General features: G+C 50.3%; 14 protein-coding genes and 1 pseudogene. 6 read left to right on the forward strand and 9 right to left on the reverse strand.

The annotated features are described in order from the left end of the window. The first annotated feature begins 227 nt into the window (after positions 1-227). The gene (locus tag IPN95_18280) at positions 228-578 is read left to right on the forward strand and encodes a hypothetical protein (protein ID MBK9451315.1); all 351 of its coding nucleotides are present in this window, start codon (positions 228-230) and stop codon (positions 576-578) included. 898 nt (positions 579-1,476) lie between these two features. Here the strand turns inward: IPN95_18280 and IPN95_18285 are convergent. Further along, positions 1,477-1,785, reverse strand: coding sequence for a hypothetical protein (locus tag IPN95_18285; protein ID MBK9451316.1), 309 nt, complete (start codon positions 1,783-1,785; stop codon positions 1,477-1,479). Between the two features lie 215 nt (positions 1,786-2,000). Between IPN95_18285 and IPN95_18290 the strand changes: the two genes are divergently transcribed. After that, positions 2,001-3,425, forward strand: coding sequence for a C1 family peptidase (locus IPN95_18290; protein MBK9451317.1), 1,425 nt, complete (start codon positions 2,001-2,003; stop codon positions 3,423-3,425). Here IPN95_18290 and IPN95_18295 read toward each other — a convergent pair. After that, a complete protein-coding gene (locus tag IPN95_18295) occupies positions 3,382-3,906 on the reverse strand; it encodes a hypothetical protein (protein MBK9451318.1) in 525 nt (174 codons plus the stop codon). The genes IPN95_18290 and IPN95_18295 overlap by 44 nt on opposite strands. Positions 3,907-4,108: 202 nt before the next feature. Between IPN95_18295 and IPN95_18300 the strand changes: the two genes are divergently transcribed. From IPN95_18300 to IPN95_18310, 3 genes are all read left to right on the forward strand, one after another. Beyond that, positions 4,109-4,444 (forward strand): hypothetical protein, encoded by a 336-nt coding sequence (locus IPN95_18300; protein MBK9451319.1) that lies wholly within the window; start codon positions 4,109-4,111, stop codon positions 4,442-4,444. A 60-nt stretch (positions 4,445-4,504) separates the two neighbouring features. Continuing rightward, positions 4,505-4,972, forward strand: a complete 468-nt coding sequence (locus IPN95_18305) for a hypothetical protein (protein MBK9451320.1) — start codon at positions 4,505-4,507, stop codon at positions 4,970-4,972. A 169-nt stretch (positions 4,973-5,141) separates the two neighbouring features. Then, positions 5,142-5,303: a hypothetical protein gene (locus IPN95_18310; protein ID MBK9451321.1), complete on the forward strand. Its 162-nt coding sequence runs from the start codon at positions 5,142-5,144 to the stop codon at positions 5,301-5,303. Positions 5,304-5,446: 143 nt separating this feature from the next. Here the strand turns inward: IPN95_18310 and IPN95_18315 are convergent. The 7 genes and pseudogenes from IPN95_18315 to IPN95_18345 form a co-directional block, all read right to left on the reverse strand. After that, positions 5,447-5,764: pseudogene (locus tag IPN95_18315) on the reverse strand (hypothetical protein). Between the two features lies 1 nt (position 5,765). Beyond that, on the reverse strand, positions 5,766-6,095 hold the full coding sequence (locus IPN95_18320; GenBank protein MBK9451322.1) for a hypothetical protein: 330 nt from the start codon (positions 6,093-6,095) through the stop codon (positions 5,766-5,768). Then, positions 6,092-7,315 (reverse strand): hypothetical protein, encoded by a 1,224-nt coding sequence (locus IPN95_18325; protein ID MBK9451323.1) that lies wholly within the window; start codon positions 7,313-7,315, stop codon positions 6,092-6,094. The genes IPN95_18320 and IPN95_18325 overlap by 4 nt, the downstream gene beginning before the upstream one ends. After that, the gene (locus tag IPN95_18330; protein MBK9451324.1) at positions 7,255-7,899 is read right to left on the reverse strand and encodes a hypothetical protein; all 645 of its coding nucleotides are present in this window, start codon (positions 7,897-7,899) and stop codon (positions 7,255-7,257) included. Before IPN95_18330 ends, IPN95_18325 begins: the two co-directional genes overlap by 61 nt. Before the next feature lie 114 nt (positions 7,900-8,013). Beyond that, the gene (locus tag IPN95_18335) at positions 8,014-8,334 is read right to left on the reverse strand and encodes a hypothetical protein (protein MBK9451325.1); all 321 of its coding nucleotides are present in this window, start codon (positions 8,332-8,334) and stop codon (positions 8,014-8,016) included. A gap of 112 nt (positions 8,335-8,446) precedes the next feature. Then, positions 8,447-9,295 carry a hypothetical protein gene (locus IPN95_18340; GenBank protein MBK9451326.1) on the reverse strand — a complete coding sequence of 283 codons (849 nt, stop codon included), beginning with the start codon at positions 9,293-9,295 and terminating at the stop codon, positions 8,447-8,449. A gap of 171 nt (positions 9,296-9,466) precedes the next feature. After that, the gene (locus tag IPN95_18345) at positions 9,467-15,676 is read right to left on the reverse strand and encodes a hypothetical protein (GenBank protein MBK9451327.1); all 6,210 of its coding nucleotides are present in this window, start codon (positions 15,674-15,676) and stop codon (positions 9,467-9,469) included. 308 nt (positions 15,677-15,984) lie between these two features. Here IPN95_18345 and IPN95_18350 point away from each other — a divergent pair, with 308 nt between their 5' ends. After that, complete coding sequence (locus IPN95_18350) at positions 15,985-17,223, forward strand: 4-hydroxy-3-methylbut-2-enyl diphosphate reductase (protein MBK9451328.1); 1,239 nt, start codon at positions 15,985-15,987, stop codon at positions 17,221-17,223.

The raw sequence follows: 17,223 nt of genomic DNA on the forward strand, positions 1-17,223 counted from the left end.
TAATGGGTTACGGAATGTCTGGTCAAACCCTATCCTTTCCGATATCCTCCTAAACCACGGATGATTCATAAACGGGGATATGTCCCGCAAATTTTAAACTGAGCAGTGGGGAATTTTCCTTCCAATACCTTCGTTGCGAAGAAAACATTTGGGCATTTGTTTATCTTCGGAAAAGTTTTCTCCAACACGTTGCACTGAAAAGAATTATTTTAATCTTCCTTGCTTGCATGCTTTTCAATTTGCTTGGACCCAATTTTGGAATCCTCAGTTTCTGGCGTTACCACTACGCTGACGGGTTGGATTTTATTTCAGCAACCCAAGGTTGGGTGGTTGGGAATGATGGCGTGATTTTGACGACGTCGGATGCAGGTCAAACTTGGGTACAACAAAACTCTGGCACCACGTCACACCTGACGTCTGTCTCGTTCACCAATGTTTCAGTTGGAATTGCCGTGGGCGAAAATGGTAAAGTTGTCAGGACAACCGATGGAGGAACTAATTGGATGCAAGTTAGTTCAGGCGTCTCCCACGCATCAACCGTGTTCAAATCTCCCCAGGAAATTGGGCCTACTACGTAGGAAATGGGGGAGCAATCCGCAGGTCCATAGATGCTGGCGCAACGTGGACTCAACAAAGTTCTGGACTGACCGAGGATTTGTATGGACTGAGTTTTGCAACTCCCCTTGGATGGTTTTCCGGCGAAAATGGCAAAGTGAAATCCACAACCAACGGCGGTGCGGGCTGGACGCCTTTAACAACGGGCCACACGGAAACCATTAAATCCATTGACTTTATAGACGATCGCTATGGTTGGATGGCAGGAACAAATGGTCTCGTTAAACGAACGACCAACATGGGGCAGCTCTTGGACAAATCAAAGCAGTAATGGATTCGACGATTGAATGCATCCATTTCTGTCGCCATTCTAAGGGATATGCGGTTCATAGCAACTATGTCATGACAAGCACCAACAGTGGGGCAGCGTGGACACAAGATTCCGTTACGCCAAATTCCCTCCTTGCCATAGAGTTCTCTACCAACACAGCTGGATGGGCCGTAGGCACCAATGGTACGATTTTGGGGCATTCAACAACCATGTCAACTTCACAAGAAAGCCAACCTAATGAAGTCGCATTTATCCAAACCCTGCAACAGATCAGTTAAACTTCCGAAAATGATTAAGCTAGTGAAGCCCAGATTATAATGTCCATGGCGGTGGTTTGCGAACTGCATCCAGAAAATTCGCCATCGATGCCTTGCCAGATGGGATTTACTTTCTTAAGAGTACTTACCAAGGCTGGGACTTCTACCACAAATTTTGAAGGAAATAATATTTTTTGCCCAATATCCATCCATAGGTCCCTTGAATTGAATGGCCTAGCAATAGGTTCAGGATTGCCTATTGGATTGTGATTGCATATTGAGATGCCCGCAATGGAGACCGAGAAATCGTATGGTTCCCTGCAACATTCAATGCTAACCCTTCCGGATTCCAACCCAGATCAAGGATGAATCAAATCCTGGGATATGATCTTCAAGCTGGTTCAAAATCTCATCGATGCGTGGCTCCTGCGTTTTCCATTCTTCGTAGGCCATCGGATTAAACCCTTCGTAGGGATCGGCCCCCGAAGTCGTGCTTGCTTGCATCATTTCCTTGAAGCCATTCACCCAATGCTGCACCTTGGCCTCCCACGACATCGAAGGATAGGTGCGTTGCCAAAATTCTTCTTGCTTGCGCTGATACGCGAGCACCCACGCGGGAATGTTTTCCTTTTCCGTTTTCATCGGGATGAAGATAAGTTGAAATCCGGCCCTGACCGTCAATTATCTTGTATTTTCCCTTGGCCTTGGACGATCAAGAAACATGATTTTCTCCCAACCAAGGTCTGTAACCAAGTTCATTCATTCCGTTCTTGGTAGGAATTCACTATTTTGAGGCTGTTTTGAAGCATTTGCGTATGAAAAAGGGAAAACGAATTGGAAGCTTGGTGATTTTGGCGATGATGGTTCATGTTGTCGCCTTGGCGCAGGTCGTGCAGAATACACGGGTCGATTACCGTGAATTCCAATCGCCGATTCGCAACCAAGAAAGCCGCGGAACTTGCACCGCTTTTGCCGTGGTGGCCGCCATGGAGACCTTTCCGGGGGTGCCATCCGACCTGAGCGAGCAATACATCTACGCTTGGGCGAAGCTCAACCATTATCAAGAGATGGAGGAATACGATCAAGGCGCGCCACTCTCCTTCTACTGCGACATTTTGCAGCGCGAAGGTACCGTTGCCGAATCGGAAGCGCCGTACACGCCATTCAAACCGCTTTGGGCCAAGGATGCGACCGACTCCGAAAAAATGCGTGCCGATATTCAAAGCAATCTTTACGGGATGCTGAGTTTTCAGGACTATACCTTCAAACTGAACTGGAACTTGATGAACCTTCGCAAAGACGAAGCCGCCAAAGACGTGGCGTGGATCCAGCAGCAACTGGACAATGGCGTGAAGGCTATCCCTGTTGGATATGGCGTTTCGGGAAAATACTGGTTCTCCTGCCCAGCGACGGAGGAGCAAATGTTGCGCCCAGAGGATTTCCTGGAAGTCGAGGTCGATGGCGAATTCATCCCCTACTTTCGGGCCAGCTTCCTGAATGCAAAATTGGCTGAGCAAGTGGAAAGTGGCGAAATTCTGGCCAAATTCACCGATACCAACTTCGTCGCCAAAGAAGGCCATGCGGTTTCCATCGTGGGCTACAACGAAAAGGGATTCCTCATCAAAAATTCCTGGGGTACCACTTGGGGCGAAAACGGTTACGGTTGGGTAAGTTATGATTATCACAAAATATTCTGTGGCGAAGTTTTGGTGATCAGGGCATTGCAGTTCGCAAGAGGAATCGGCGGCGAAAACAATGTCTGGAATCCAAGTGGGTATCAGTTGAAGGTTCAGCCCTACCGCTACATCAATTCAGTACTGAAAATGCATGTCGAGGGTGCCGAATTAAGTTTGGTCTGGACCGGCGAAGGAAGGCCTGAAACCCTGTCGGAAGTTACGTACCGCATGCTCGACGCAAACGGGAAGTTCGTTGAAGAAAAATCAGGCTATGTCCAAGGCATCTTTGCTGGCGAAGGCGACAAAATGGGCTACCCTGCGAATGTCCTCGATGGAAAATTCAATTCTGGAAGGACCAAATGGACCGTTGAGGTCGCTGGAAAATCAGCTCGGGGAAGAGTTTTGTGCGGAGGTTCAACATCGCCGGGCGGGAGAATGCCTGTTATGTTGGGCAGTAACCGTGGTAGATATTTTGATTGGGCACGCAACCATCGGCCCCTTATCAATTCCGCCAAGAATCGAGGCAGGACCATTGGTTTTCAGGCATTTACCAAGAACAAATCTACCCCCCGATCCTCACCCGAATACCCTCACTGTGTGAGGTAAACTCTGGCGCATACATGCATTGCAAGGTCGTGATGCCATTTGAAAACTCACCTTTGTGCGTGGCGCGCAGGGGGTATTCGAAGACGTATTTTCCTTTGGGTAGCCAATCGAAGAAGAAGTTGGTGGCGGCGTCGCGGGTGGTTTCGTAGTAGCCGAGGCCATTTTGGTACTTGTACTGTGACAGCACGTTGATCGGTTCGAATCCGCTTGCCCGCATGTCTTTGAGGTGGACGTATTCCATGTCGCGGTCGGTTTCGATGATGATACGCACCTTGACGAGGTCGCCGGGTTGCAATTTCTGACCCGACTGAATTGCGACAAGCACGGGGCCATTCGCCGAATTTTGCTGCAAATAGAGCTGTTTCGTGATTTTGGCTTTGTTCGCCGCAAAGGTAATCTTGTCCAATTGCTCGAAATATTGCCAGTAAACCGCGCCCCAAGCGACGACTTGATTGTTGTTTCTTACGGTCACGTTGGCCATTGTGGGTTGGATGGCTTCTCCCTGACCAACTCGTTTTGAAATAGCCTGTGCCGGCTTCAGCCTTGATTTTGGGATCCTTCAACGGATCAAGCTGTTTTCCGCCGACAGTGATCGTTGCCAGTTTGGACTGCGAAAGGAAATCCGTGCCCCGCAGCAACAATGCGTAGCAAGCCTCTGCCGTCGCCTTGGTCGTCTTCCAATCTTGCGTTTGCTTCTGTTTCAAGAGCCAGATTTTCATTTCTTCGACGCTTTCGGCATCGTCGGCAATCTCGTCAAATGCCTCAATCAACAGTGCCTGCGTCTCAATTGGTGCTTGGTACCAATACATTCCGTTTCCATCCGCCTTCCAATACATGCCCATCTCGTCGTCGTGGAAGCTGAATTCCTTGAGGGACTTCAGAATCGCGGCAGGCGTCTGTTTGTCGCCATTTCGGTGCAAGGCCAAGGCGATCATGCCTTGATTGTAGCGGTTGAATTCCAGCCAATAGCGTTTGGCTTGGCTCTGATAATACGAACCCGCCATTTGGCTGCCCACTGAAAATGGCACTTCGGGAAAAAAGCTTCTTGCATAGAGGTAATGCACTTGATCCCAGCCGATATGATGGTTTTTCATGTCAACGGCCGGGATATTCTTCAACAGCCATTCGTAGTCCTCCCAGATCATTTTATCCATGGCACCGATAGCCTGGACGAGCATCTTACGGGTTTCTGTGTCCTGCTTCAAGGAATGTGCCCCCAATCGATCCAAATGACCCAAGCCGGCGACGACGTGTTGCGTGATGTAACGGCTGTCTTGCATTCCCGGAAACCAACAGAAAGCTCCGTTGTGCAGTTGTGCATCCTTGAGTTTCTTCAGGGACCTGTCCATCTCTGCGCCCATTTTGGTGAGGTCAAACAACAAGCCGACGTTGCGTTTGCGTTGCGTTTCATTTTGCGCATTGATCACCCAGGGTGTCTCTTCGAGCAGCAGGTTTTTGAACTCCTGATTTTTCTCCAAGTTGCTGACCAAGGCTTCTTTGTCGCTGTTTTTCCATTGATCGAAGACGGCTTTGATCCGTGGATGTGAATTGGCGATGTGGCTCGCAAGGGCATTCGCATAAAATCTCGAAAAGGTCTGTTCTGTGCATTCGTAGGGATATTCCATCATGTAAGGCAGGGCTTGCACCGCGTACCAAGCAGGGTTGGATGTGAATTCCAGGGTGAGTTTATGTTGCCGCAAAGTCGGACTTTTCACGGTGCGGAGACGCTGGAAGTCAAATGTTTTGGTTTCCAAGGGACGTACCGGCATCGACATCGCCTCCGTCACCAACATCGAATTGGTCAGCACGGGCAAGGTACTTTCCTCGCCATCGCTGAAATTGCCCGCCATGGCTTTGACGCGATGTGTGACTGCCTGAATGCCGGCAGGAATCTTCAATTTCCAGCTCAAGGACACGCTTTTCCCCTTTTCGAGGTCGAAATTTTGAACAGGCGTGTTGTTGGACAATTCGGCGTCGATCGGTTTCATGGTAAGCGCATCGAGCAATTCCAATTGGGCGACGCCCTGCATGGCGGCCTCGCTCAGGTTCGTGATTTTGGCGCTGTAGCTGATTTCATCGCCTTCGCGGAAGAACCGTGGCACGGTCGGCTGCACCATCAATTCCTTTTGGGTGACCGTTTCAGCGTCTTTGTAGCCGGTTTTCAAGTCCTTGGTATGGGCGAATGTCCGGAATTTCCAGCGCGTCAATGCCTCCGGCATCGTGAATTTCAGGATCACATTGCCTTGCGCATCGGTGCGGAGTTGCGGGAAAAAGAAGGCGGTTTCATTGAGGTTGGAACGGACCTTGACCTTGGAAAGGCCGGAATTGCTGCGGGGGATTTCAAAGCATCAAATACCAAACTGGCATATCCTGCAGGGGAATTCCATCCATCCTGAAACGTGTTTCCGTCGGCTGCCCTAAAGCACTGATCCTCCCAAGAGGACAAAGCGGCAAAGGATTGGTACATCTTCTCCATTCCCAAGATTGAGTCCGAAACGCATCCAAGGACTGGTCATACATCGTGGCAAGAAGTTCAGCGACGACCTTCTCCCCTTTTGGACCCTTGATCTTGACAAGCCATTCCTCTTTGGCACCCGGCAGCAACTTGTCCCGAAAAGTGGCAAATTCGATCTGCAATTGCTTGTTGGTCCAAGGTACATTCACTTTCATTTCCTGCGAATGGACCCGCCCATTTTTGACAAACAGCATTCGAAACTCGAAGCCACCCCGGTCCTCCTCCCGAATCGGAAACTTGAATTGCTGCCGATGCTGACCAATGCAGATCCACTCGGATCGGATCTTTTGCCTTTTTGCACCACTTCCATCAGCATCCATCCACCGTCCTCATAAGACGTGCCGATATCGAAAATCGCCGTCTCTTCCGGCTCATATGTTTGCTTTAAGGGCGATACCCAAAGGGGCTGTCTAAAAGGGAGTTCCGATTCATTTCTCCCATACAATGTGAAGCGTTTTACAAACTTGACCTCTGCGCCGAACTTGTCTTTGCAGCTAGCCTCAAATTCGTATTCACCCTGCAGCAGTTGGCGAAGGTTTTTCAGCAAAAGGCTGTCGTTGAGTTTGGTGTCAAATGTAGATTGAAAAACCCTTTCGGTGCGTTTTCTGACTTCCGCATTCGATTCATCACCATAAGGCAAGTCTGGAAAAAGCCGCTGAAAATCCTTTTTGGTGGTAATATGTTGATCTGGTTTTGCCCATCTTCTCGGCAGAATCAAGTCTTTGGGTGACTCCAGACGATGAATTTCGATTTTTCCTTTTGTGGGTTCGGGTTCACCGTTGAGGTTGTTGACTTGAATTTTGACTCCTGCGAATCCTTCTTTTTCGATGGATTCGGGAATATCGACGGTCAAATCGATTGCTTGGTAGCCGACAGAGACAATTTGGGTAGCGGATTGCGTCTCGCCGGTGATGTCCACGACATCGGCAATCACTTCGTAGTCAAACTTTGGGCGCAGCGAACCCTCCAAACTTTCGTCGGGAATCGCCGTGAATTCGATTTCGAACTTGCCATTGGCATCCGTTTGGACCGTGCCGTTTTCGACTTCCATGGGTGACGTGGTGGGCAGGCTATAGCCCCAGCCCCAGAATCCGCACCAAGGAAAGGTCGCAGTGCGCACAACGCGGTAGTTCACGGGCACATCCGCGAGGCTCGCGCCTGCATAAGCGACGGCTTTTCCACTGACTTTGACTGCGGTCCCAAGTTTGAAGCTGCCGACCACGGGCTCAAAATCCACCTCGAATTTCGGCCGCTTGTAGTCCTCGACTGAAAAAGATACCTCTCCAAATTGATCGCCGATGCGCATGTCCCCGGTTACTTGCCCTTCCGGCGCCACAAAAGATCCAGCAAACGAACCGAATTCGTTGGTGCGCAATTCCAACGTCTTGAATTCCTCCCCCAAGCAGTCGTGAATCTCACATTCGTCGTCGCGCCGGCCAAAACGCGCTCATTGCGACCATCGATTTGCGTTCGGATTCCTTTGAAATAAATCGTCTGCCCCGGTCGGTAAATGGCACGGTCGGTAAAAAATCGTGTGGACTGCCCGCTGCTCAATTCAAGCTCATCGCGGTAATCGGGATAGAGGTTTTCCCTGCTAACGAGGGTGTCTTTTCCTCGAATGAACTCCAGAAAATGCGCACCCGACTCGATAGAATCTGCAACAAAAACATGCCCTTGCGCGTCCGTGTGCCTGACGTTACGTAGCTGAATTTCCCTCCAATTGATGGAATAATCTGATTCACAGCCAAATACCTTTGTCTCGACATTCGGTAAGGGTTCGCCGGTCGTCCGATCAAAGACAATGAATTCCATTTCAGCGTCCTCAAGTTCTCTGGAAACGAATCCCATTTCGGAAACGGCAAACGCTGAGACATTGATCGCCTGATTTTCCAATGTGAAAGCGGAGTCGCTGCAAACCAAGAGCCGGTAATTGCCAACCTCCAAGGCCGGAATGACCATTTCCAAGTGATGATTTCGGAGACTTCCGTCTTGCGGGAGTTTGAGTGTCCATTCATGCTCCGGTTTGATTTTGCATAGCTGCTCATTGGTTTCCCTTTCGGAAAAAATCTTGCCTTATTGCTCATACGCTGCAGCGACCTTCACAATCCGGCACCAAACCTGATCGACATTTTGGTAGGAAAGCGATGCCAACGAAGGATGACCTAAGGCTTGAACACCTTCCAAGGACACGTCGATCTCCTTGGAAAGCAAGTCGTTGCGAAGATTCGCACAAAACCGTCCACCGTCTGATTCATAATACTCGTCCAGCGCTTCCTCGACAAGTTCAAGGGCTCTTTTTCTTGCCCAACGATTTTTCTTGCTTGTCGCACCTTCGGGTTCGTAAGGCAAACGCATGTAATAGAGCGCCAATTCCGCTGCAACGAATGCACTCACGTCGCTGCGTCGATTTCTTTGATATAGGTCATTCAACGCTGCTTCAAAAGACCGTCACTATTTTCCACCACGGCATTTTCGGCAGCATATTTGAGCCGTTCCAAGTCAATCATCACCCGAGCCGCGGGATCACGCTCAAAGCGATGATTTTGCCCAGAAGCTGAAAGGTTTGTAAAGCTTTGAGCTCAAACGAATTGGAATCCGACTGCGGGAAAGCAAAAGCGTCAAAGTCGATGCCCGTGGCAAACACGATGGGATCATTGATCCTGAAGCGATTGGCGGATTGAATCAAGGAGGTATTGGGTTCCTCATAGAATTCGATGGCCCGCCAGGCCAACAAATCGAGCATGGATGGCCGATAGCGACGCCCGTCATACCCACTTCGGAAAGACGCATCAAAATAGTCCAGCGGCACACGGCGCAGGCTATCGGCGGGAATCAAAGAAAGTGCATATTCCTTTGCAGCCTCAGCAGACAACTTGGCGAGGGACCAAGTGCGCAGGTCGGTGTTTTGTTTCGGAAACCAATTGCGTTTGGTCACCTGGCGCCACAACATTGTTCCCGCATAGCCTCGGTAAACCTCCCCAAGAACAGAATGCCCCATTTGGCGCATGGGGAACTGCAACCTCGGAATCCAGGTTTTGAGTAGCGAGATCACCTCGACCTGACCGTCTTCGTGGGCCTGTGGGATGATATCCATTCCCGCATACATCACGCCTAGAAGTTCTGCATCATTGTGCGTGCAGTAGGCCTTTTGCGCAAGGTTTTGCCATTCTTTGTAGGCACTTTTGGGCAGTCCTTGGTTGAGATTCGCTTCCATCCGACCGTAGGTGTCGTGATCGAGTTCCGGTTCCGGATAGTCAAACATCTCAGGATCGCTCCCACCAAATTGCCAAAGCCACAGCGTCATCAGCCCCACCAACAGCAGGAACACCCAGATTGCTTTTTTCTCGTTTTTCATGTGCCGAATGGTTAATTGGCGCCTTACAACTTAGTCTGAACGATGAAGTTCGTGAATTTATGCGGGATTTGTACGTTGAAAAACCAAGCGTTGGAAATCTGGAAAATGGTTCACCATCACCCAAAAATGGCAGTGGGCCTCCGAATTCCTATCGAAAGCCCACCGCCAAAATCAAGTGAAAACAATGCCGTTCGGAAGCGACCTAGCCCCAATCCTCACCCGGATGCCCTCGCTGTGCGAGGTAAACTCCGGCGCATACATGCATTGAATCGTCGTGATGCCGTTGCTGAAGTCACCTTTGTGCGTGGCGCGCAAGGGGTATTCGAAGACGTATTTTCCTTTGGGCAGCCAATCGAAGAAGAAGTTCGTGGCGGCGTCGCGAGTGGTTTCGTAGTAGCCGAGGCCGTCTTGGTACTTGTACCTTGAGATGACGTTGATCGGCTCGAAACCCGAGGCACGCATATCTTTCATGTGCACGTACTCCATGTCGCGATCGGTTTCGATGAGGATGCGCACGACGACTTTGTCGCCCGGCTTCAGCATGCGCTTGGTGTCGATCAAGGTCAATTTCGGACCGGTTGGCGTGATTTCTTCGAGGAACAAGCCCTTTTGAATCGAGACTTTGTTTTCTGCGAATGTGATCTTGTCCAACTGCTCGAAATACTGCCAGTAAACTGCGCCCCAAGCCGCGACATTGTTGTTGTTCTTGACTTCGACCTTGCCCATTTCCGGAGAAATGTCGCTGCCCATCCAACTTGTCTTGAAATAACCCGTTCCAGCCTCGACTTTGAGGGTCGGATCGTTGGCGGGATCAAGCTTTTTGCCGCCGATCGTGATGTCGGCCAATTTGGATTCGGCGAGGTAATCCGCGCCTTTGAGCAACAGCGCATAGCAAGCCTCTGCGGTCGCCTTGGTCGTCTTCCAATCCTGCGTCTGCTTGGATTTCAGCAGCCAAAGCTTCATTTCCTCGACACTTGCCTGGTCATTGGCGACCTCGTCAAATGCCTCGATCAACAAGGCTTGGGTTTCGATTGGCGCTTGGTACCAATACATGCCGTTGCCATCGCCTTTCCAGTACATGCCCATTTCGTCGCTTTTGAGGGCGAATTCCTTGAGCGACTTGATGATGGCAGGCGGCGTGACTTTGTCCTCTCCGCGATGGAGGGCCAAGGCGATCATGCCCTGATTGTACTTGTTGAAGCCCGTCCAGTACTTTTTGGCCTGGAGGAGATAATAGGACACAGCATCCTGACAACCGCTGCGCACCTTGATGTCTTTGAAAAAGCTGCGTGCATACAGGAAATGGACCTCATTCCAGCCGATATGCTGCTTGGACATATCCACCTTGTTGCGAATGAGCCAATCATAATCCTCCTTGATGCGTGAATCGAGGTAGCCGACGGCCTTTTCGAGCATGTTCCAGACATCTTTGTCTTCGCGCACGCTCGTAACGCCCAAGTGGTCGAGGTGCCCGAATCCGCAGACGATATGCTGCGTCATGTAGCGACTTTCGGGCATTCCGGGGAACCAAGTAAATCCGCCGTTGCTTACTTGGGCTTTGATCAGCTTCTTTTTGGCGCGCTCGAGTTCGTCGCCCATCTTGTTGAGGTCAAACAACAAGCCGACGCGCTTTTTGCGCTCGCCTTCGTCCTGCGCATTCATTACCCAAGGCGTCTCTTCCAACAGCAAGTATTTCAGCTCTTGGTTTTTCTCCAGATTGCTCAGCAAGGCCTCTTTGCCGGCGGTTTTCCACTGCTCAAATACTTGCTTGATGCGTGGGTATTTGTTGGCGATGTGACTCGCCAAGCTGTTGGCGTAGTATCGGCTGAAGGTCTGCTCCGTGCATTCGTAGGGATACTCCATCATGTACGGAAGCGCCTGAATCGCATACCAAGCGGGATTGCTGGTGAATTCCAGCGTGAGCTTGTGGTTGCGCAAGGTGGTGCTTTTGTTGTCGATCATCCGCCTGAACTCAAAGGTTTTGGTCTGCAGCGGACGCAACGGCATCGGCATCGCCTCGGTCACCATCATCGAATTCGTCAGGACTGGCAAGGCGCTTTCTTCTCCATCGCTGAAGGTTCCTGCAACGGCTTTCACACGGTGCGTGACGGCTTGAATGCCGGATGGAATCTTCAAAGTCCAGGAAATGGCAGCGCTTTGGCCCTTTTTGGCGGAGAAACTTTGCAACTTCTGCGAATTGCCCAATTCCACGTCGATCGGTTTCATGGTCAATGCATCAAACAGCTCGAGGGTAGCCTGACCATCCATGTCCTTGTCGCTGAGGTTGCTGACCTTTGCCATGTAGATGATTTGGTCACCTTCGCGGAAGAAACGCGGCGCATTCGGCATGACCATGAGTTCCTTTTGCGTCACGACGCTGCCTTCTTTGTAGCCGACTTTCAGGTCCGTGGTATGCGCCAACGTCATGAATTTCCAGCGCGTCAATGCCTCGGGCATCGTGAATTTGAAGATCACATTGCCTTGGTCATCGGTGCGGAGCTGCGGGAAGAAGAATGCGGTTTCGTTGAGGTTGGTGCGGACTTTCACATCGCCGAGGTTGGCCTCCTTGCCGCCCCTTTTGTCTTCATCCTCGCCGTCGGATTCAGTGGGTTTTGAAACGGAAGCGGATTGCTCCTTTTTCATCGGTTCTTCTGCCACTGAATCCATCATGACTGCGGATTCAGCATAGCCTTCTGCTTCCTCGCGATCGCCATTGTTGGCACTTCTTCGTGGCGCAGATTTTGGAAGCGCTGCACCGGTCGCCATGGGTGAGGGATGCACCATCCGCCGGTAGTCGAGGTAATCGATGGGATATCCAAACCAGTTGATCGCATCAAAATACTGCTCAAAAGACTCTCCATCGGGGTTCCAATCCTGGGAGACGACGCTCGTGGTGATCACCGTAAAGCTTTTGTATTCCTGCCAATTGAGGCTATTGTAATAGCTCGGATTCAGGTACATGCTCCAATAATTGCCTCTGAAGGCATCCAAGGAGGCATCGTACATGCCCGCGACGAGTTCTGCCGCAACACGTTCGCCATCAGGACCTTTGATCTTCACGGTCCATTCCTCATTGGAACCGGGAAGGAGCTTGTCGCGGAAGGTGGCATATTCGATTTTCAGCTCCTTGTTGGTCCAAGGCACCGTAATGCTCGGCGAAACATGGGCAAAACGTCCATCCTTCACAGTCATCAAATGCGCCCCGAAGTTTCCGCGGTGCTTCTCCTCCACGGGAATGGAGAAATTGCGCTTACCTGCCGAAAGTTTGATCCATTCGCGGCTCACGGTTTTGCGCTTGTGCTCGATTTCATAAAGCAACCAAATCTCCTTCTGCGCGGTTCCGACGGTGAAATCGGCAGATTCTCCGGGTTCACACACCAACTTTCCGGCGTTGTACCAGAGATTTTCCTGCGTCGGAATCCCGGATTCGTCAGGCCCGCTCAAATTGAAGTAGCTGATGCTCTTAATTTCGCTGCCAAACTTGTCTTGGGTCTTCAATTCCAAGATATAACGCCCTTGTGGCCAGTTCTTGCACTGCTTCAGGTCAAGGCTGTCATTCTTTTCAGAATCAAATGACTCTGAATACACCTGCTTCACCTTTTCCCATTTCTGTTCGTCCAATTCATCCTTGTAGAGATCATTGGGGAATTGGTTGTAAAACTCAGATTGGCTGAGGACAAACTTGTCCGGCTGCGTCCAAAAGCGACTTTTGAAAACCCGGTCGGGCTGCCGCAATTGGTGGATGGTGATCGTGCCTTTGGCTGCTTCAGGCTGACCATTCAAGTTGGTGGTGCTGATCTTGAAGCGGTTTTTGTCGGCTTTGGAAATCTCTGATCCCAGAACCACTTCTGCATTCAGTGCCAGATATCCAACGGAAGCGTTGGTGCTGCTGCTATGCGTTTCGCCGGTGATATCGACGACATCCACGCTGATTTGATAGTTGAATTGTGGCTTCAAATCTGCGGAAAGCGAGCGGTCAGGAATGGCTTGGAATTCAACTTCGAATTCGCCCATTTCATTCGTAATACCCACGCCGCTGGTGATTTCCATCGAACTTGTCGGCGGCATGATGCGTCCCCAGCACCAATAACCCCACCATGGGAAGGATGCAGTGCTGACAACGCGGTATTTGACCTCGGCGCCATCGATGTTGGAGCCGGCATAGGCAACAGCCTTGCCTTTGACCTTCACCTTTTCGCCGAGCTTAAAGCTGCCCTTGACCGGCTCAAAATTCACCTCGAATTTGGGCCTTTTGTAATCCTCCACCGAGAAATAGACGTTTCCATGCGCATTTTGAATGTGCATTTGGCCTGTCAATTGCCCCTGTGGCGCCACAAAGGTCCCTGAAAAAGAGCCGAATTCATTCGTTTTGAGGTTTTGGGTCGCAACCTTCTGATAGTTGGCATCATAAAACTCAACATCCGAACTGTAATTCGTAACGATGCTACTGCGTTCACCATCGGTTTCGATCGTGATTCCTTTCAAATATACGGTCTGTCCCGGACGATAAATTCCCCGGTCAATGAAGAAAAAGGTCTTTTTCGTCATTTGAATGGGATTTTCACGGTTGCGGCTCACATACCAATTGTCATTCGTCGTCAAGAAGTCATCCTTGAATTTGAAATCGATTTGATAGTCTTTGTAGTCGCCGTCACTCTTGAGGATAAAAAATCCGTCCTTGTCCGTGATGTGCTTAGGGCCGATGCGGGTCAGGTACTTGCGTTTGTCATAATCATAGTAGCGCTCGACAGACTGCGCCTCAGCGCCTGCCATCGGTTCACCCGTCGTGCGGTTGAACACCACGAATTCGACCAATCCGCTTCCAAGACTGCGCTCGCTGAAGCCGATATTCGAAACGTGGGTGATGCCATAGGCAAGGCCTTCTCCGGAATTCTTGAATTCAGGATGGGTGGCGACCAAGAGGATGTATTCCCCGACCGGTAACGCCGGTGCAGGCAATTGAACACTATGCGAATTGTAGTCTTGGTCTACCGGGAGCGCAAAATTCCATTCCTTGACGGAAGGCTCCTTGGTCAATTTCCTTGTCCAATCTTCGTAATTGTCCTCTGCCATGTAATTTTTAATGGCGGTGGTCGTCTTGATCGCTCGGAACCAAACCTTTTCAACATTGCGGTAAGTCAAGGATGTCAAAAACGGCTTTCCGGGTGCATTGATCTTTTCGGCCATCAAGGACATGCTTTTTTCCAGGATTTCCAGTTTAAGGTTCCGGCAATCGACCGTCCCATCGGCTTTTGGAAATTTGGTAATGGCTTGTTCGCAAAATTGGAGTGCCGTGGCACGGTCCTTTTTGTGGTCCTCGGAGGTGGCAGCATTGTAGGCCGCTCCACGTGCGTTGTATTCAACTGCAATGTCATGCAACAAAAATGCGCTGACTTCGTGGTCGCGGTGTTGGGACTCCAATTTCTCCAAAGCCTTGAGGTACAGGCTGTCTTTGAGATCCGAAATCGCTTTCTGCTTGCCAAAGGACAAACGCTCACGGGCAACAAATACCCGCGCGGAAGGATCTTTGTCCCATTGATGCTGCCGGGTAAGTTCTTGGAATATCTGAACGGCTGCAAGGAGATTCGAAGACGAATCTTTTGTTTCCCAACGACTTGCAGCAAATCCGGCGTCATCTTTAAAGAAGTCATCTCCTTCGATTTGAAACTTGTAAGCAGGCTGATCCAAGCTCATTTCGTCGTTTTGGAAGAACTCGAGTGCCCGCCATGCCAACAAATCATAAAGCGAAGGGCGATAAAGCCGGGATTTGTTTTGCTTGTACAGCACTTCATCGAAATAGTCCAGATTCACGCGTCGCAGCGAATCCGCATTCTCCAAGGAAAGATGGTAATGCTTCGCTGCCGCATTGATGATCTTCTTGCGGTCCCAGGTACGCAAGTCCTTCTCATCCAGGCCTTCCGTCTCCGTGCGGTTGTAGAAGCGCCAGGAATTTTGCTGAAAATAGGCGTGGTAATGCTGCGCCAAAACCGAATGCAACAAGGGCTTCAGCGGAAAAGGGACGGAATCGACATTTTCGCTGAGCAAAGCCACATTTTTGACAATTGCTTCTTCCTGAACGAATTGCGTGTACTTCATTGTGTAAATGAGGCACTTGAACAACTGCGTTTGATTTTGATCCTTTTGCGCCTTGTGCAAAATCTCGGTCACGAGTTTCAAGGCACTTTCAGGAAGGCCCTGTTTGTCAAGGGAATCGACTTTGGCCCAATCTTTGGAATAGGGGTCGCCGGCCTTCAGGCCAAACATGACCGGCTCTGTGTTGGATTCTTTCATGAAGGAAAAAGGATGTGAGAAAAACACGGTTGCAAAGCCCAGCATCACCAGACTCGATACCAATAAAAGGAGGATGGATTTCTTTTTCATGACAACGTGATCGGAAAATACATTCGAAAATGGCGGAGGATAAGATGATTTTTCATACCGAACGCAGGGTGCAAAGTTCGTGAAGATTCCACAAGGATTTTGGTCATATTTCGAGAAAAAAACAGGATCCACTTATCTTCCGTTCCCTCAAAATGCATTCGTCTTGCAATGCTTTTCAACTCAAAAACTGAAGATTCTGATTATTCCATGGATTTGGGCAAGGGAAACCATCGGCGAACCTCTATTTTTGCGGCGGCAACAATTCGTGCCTAGCATTGGTTGTCTTCGAAGGCAATTTTTTGGAATCCATGAAAAAGTTTGACATCCCGGCATTTTACCAGAGTCCCATCATCGGTCGCGTCAAAAACATGCGCAAGGATGCCGATCCGCGGAAAAAGGACTTCACGCCTACCGTGCTGGACTTTGGCCCCGTCAAATTTCTGATTGCCAGACATTTCGGATTTTGCTACGGTGTGGAGAATGCGATTGAGATTGCTTACAAGGCCGTTGCCGAGAATCCCGGAAAACGCATTTTCCTACTTTCCGAAATGATTCACAATCCTGAGGTGAACCGCGATCTGCAATCCCGCGGCATCACGTTCATCATGGATACCGGCGGCCAACAGCTGATCGCTTGGGAATCGTTGACACCTGAGGACATCGTGATCATTCCTGCATTCGGAACAACCCTTGAAATCGAGGCCATCTTGCGCAACATCGGGATCACCATCGAAAGCTACGACACGACCTGTCCCTTCGTGCAAAAGGTCTGGAAACGCGCCAAAGAGTTGGGTACGCAGGCGCATACAATCGTCGTGCACGGGAAACACAAACACGAGGAAACGCGCGCGACCTTTTCGCATAGCCGCGAAGATGCCCCGACGGTGGTCGTCCGTGATCTGGAAGACAGCCAAAAATTGGCCGACATTATCACCGGAAAGTTGCCCCTCTCCGACTTCGAAGTCCTGTTTGCAGGCAAATATTCAGAGGGCTTTGACCCGGCACGCGACTTGCAACGCATCGGCGTAGTGAACCAGACCACTATGTTGGCCACTGAAACACAGGCGATTGCCGACCTGCTGCGCACCGCAATGGTCGAACGCTACGGCGAATCCGAGATCCAAGACCACTTTGCCGATACCCGCGATACCCTCTGCTACGCCACCAACGACAATCAGCGGGCGACCTATGGTTTGCTCGAGCAGCATGCCGACTTGGCCATCATCGTCGGCGGTTACAACAGCTCCAATACCTCGCACATCGTCGAACTCTGCGAAGAAAAATACCCTTCGTATTTCATTTCATCGGCTGAAAAGATCGTTTCCAGCCAGGAAATCCAGCATTTTGATTATCACCATCAGCAGCATCTCACAACCGCAGACTTTCTGCCGCAGAACGAACCCGTGACGATCATCCTCACAAGTGGCGCAAGTTGTCCGGATGCAATGGTGGATGCGGTAATGCAACGCATTTTGGGATTTTTCCCAAGCGCAAAACCGATCGAAACGGTGCTGGAAGAAGTTGAAAATAGTTGGCGGTTGGCCTAA

Source organism: Bacteroidota bacterium, assembly GCA_016718825.1.
In the GTDB taxonomy this organism is placed as follows: Bacteria; Bacteroidota; Bacteroidia; order J057; family JADKCL01; genus JADKCL01.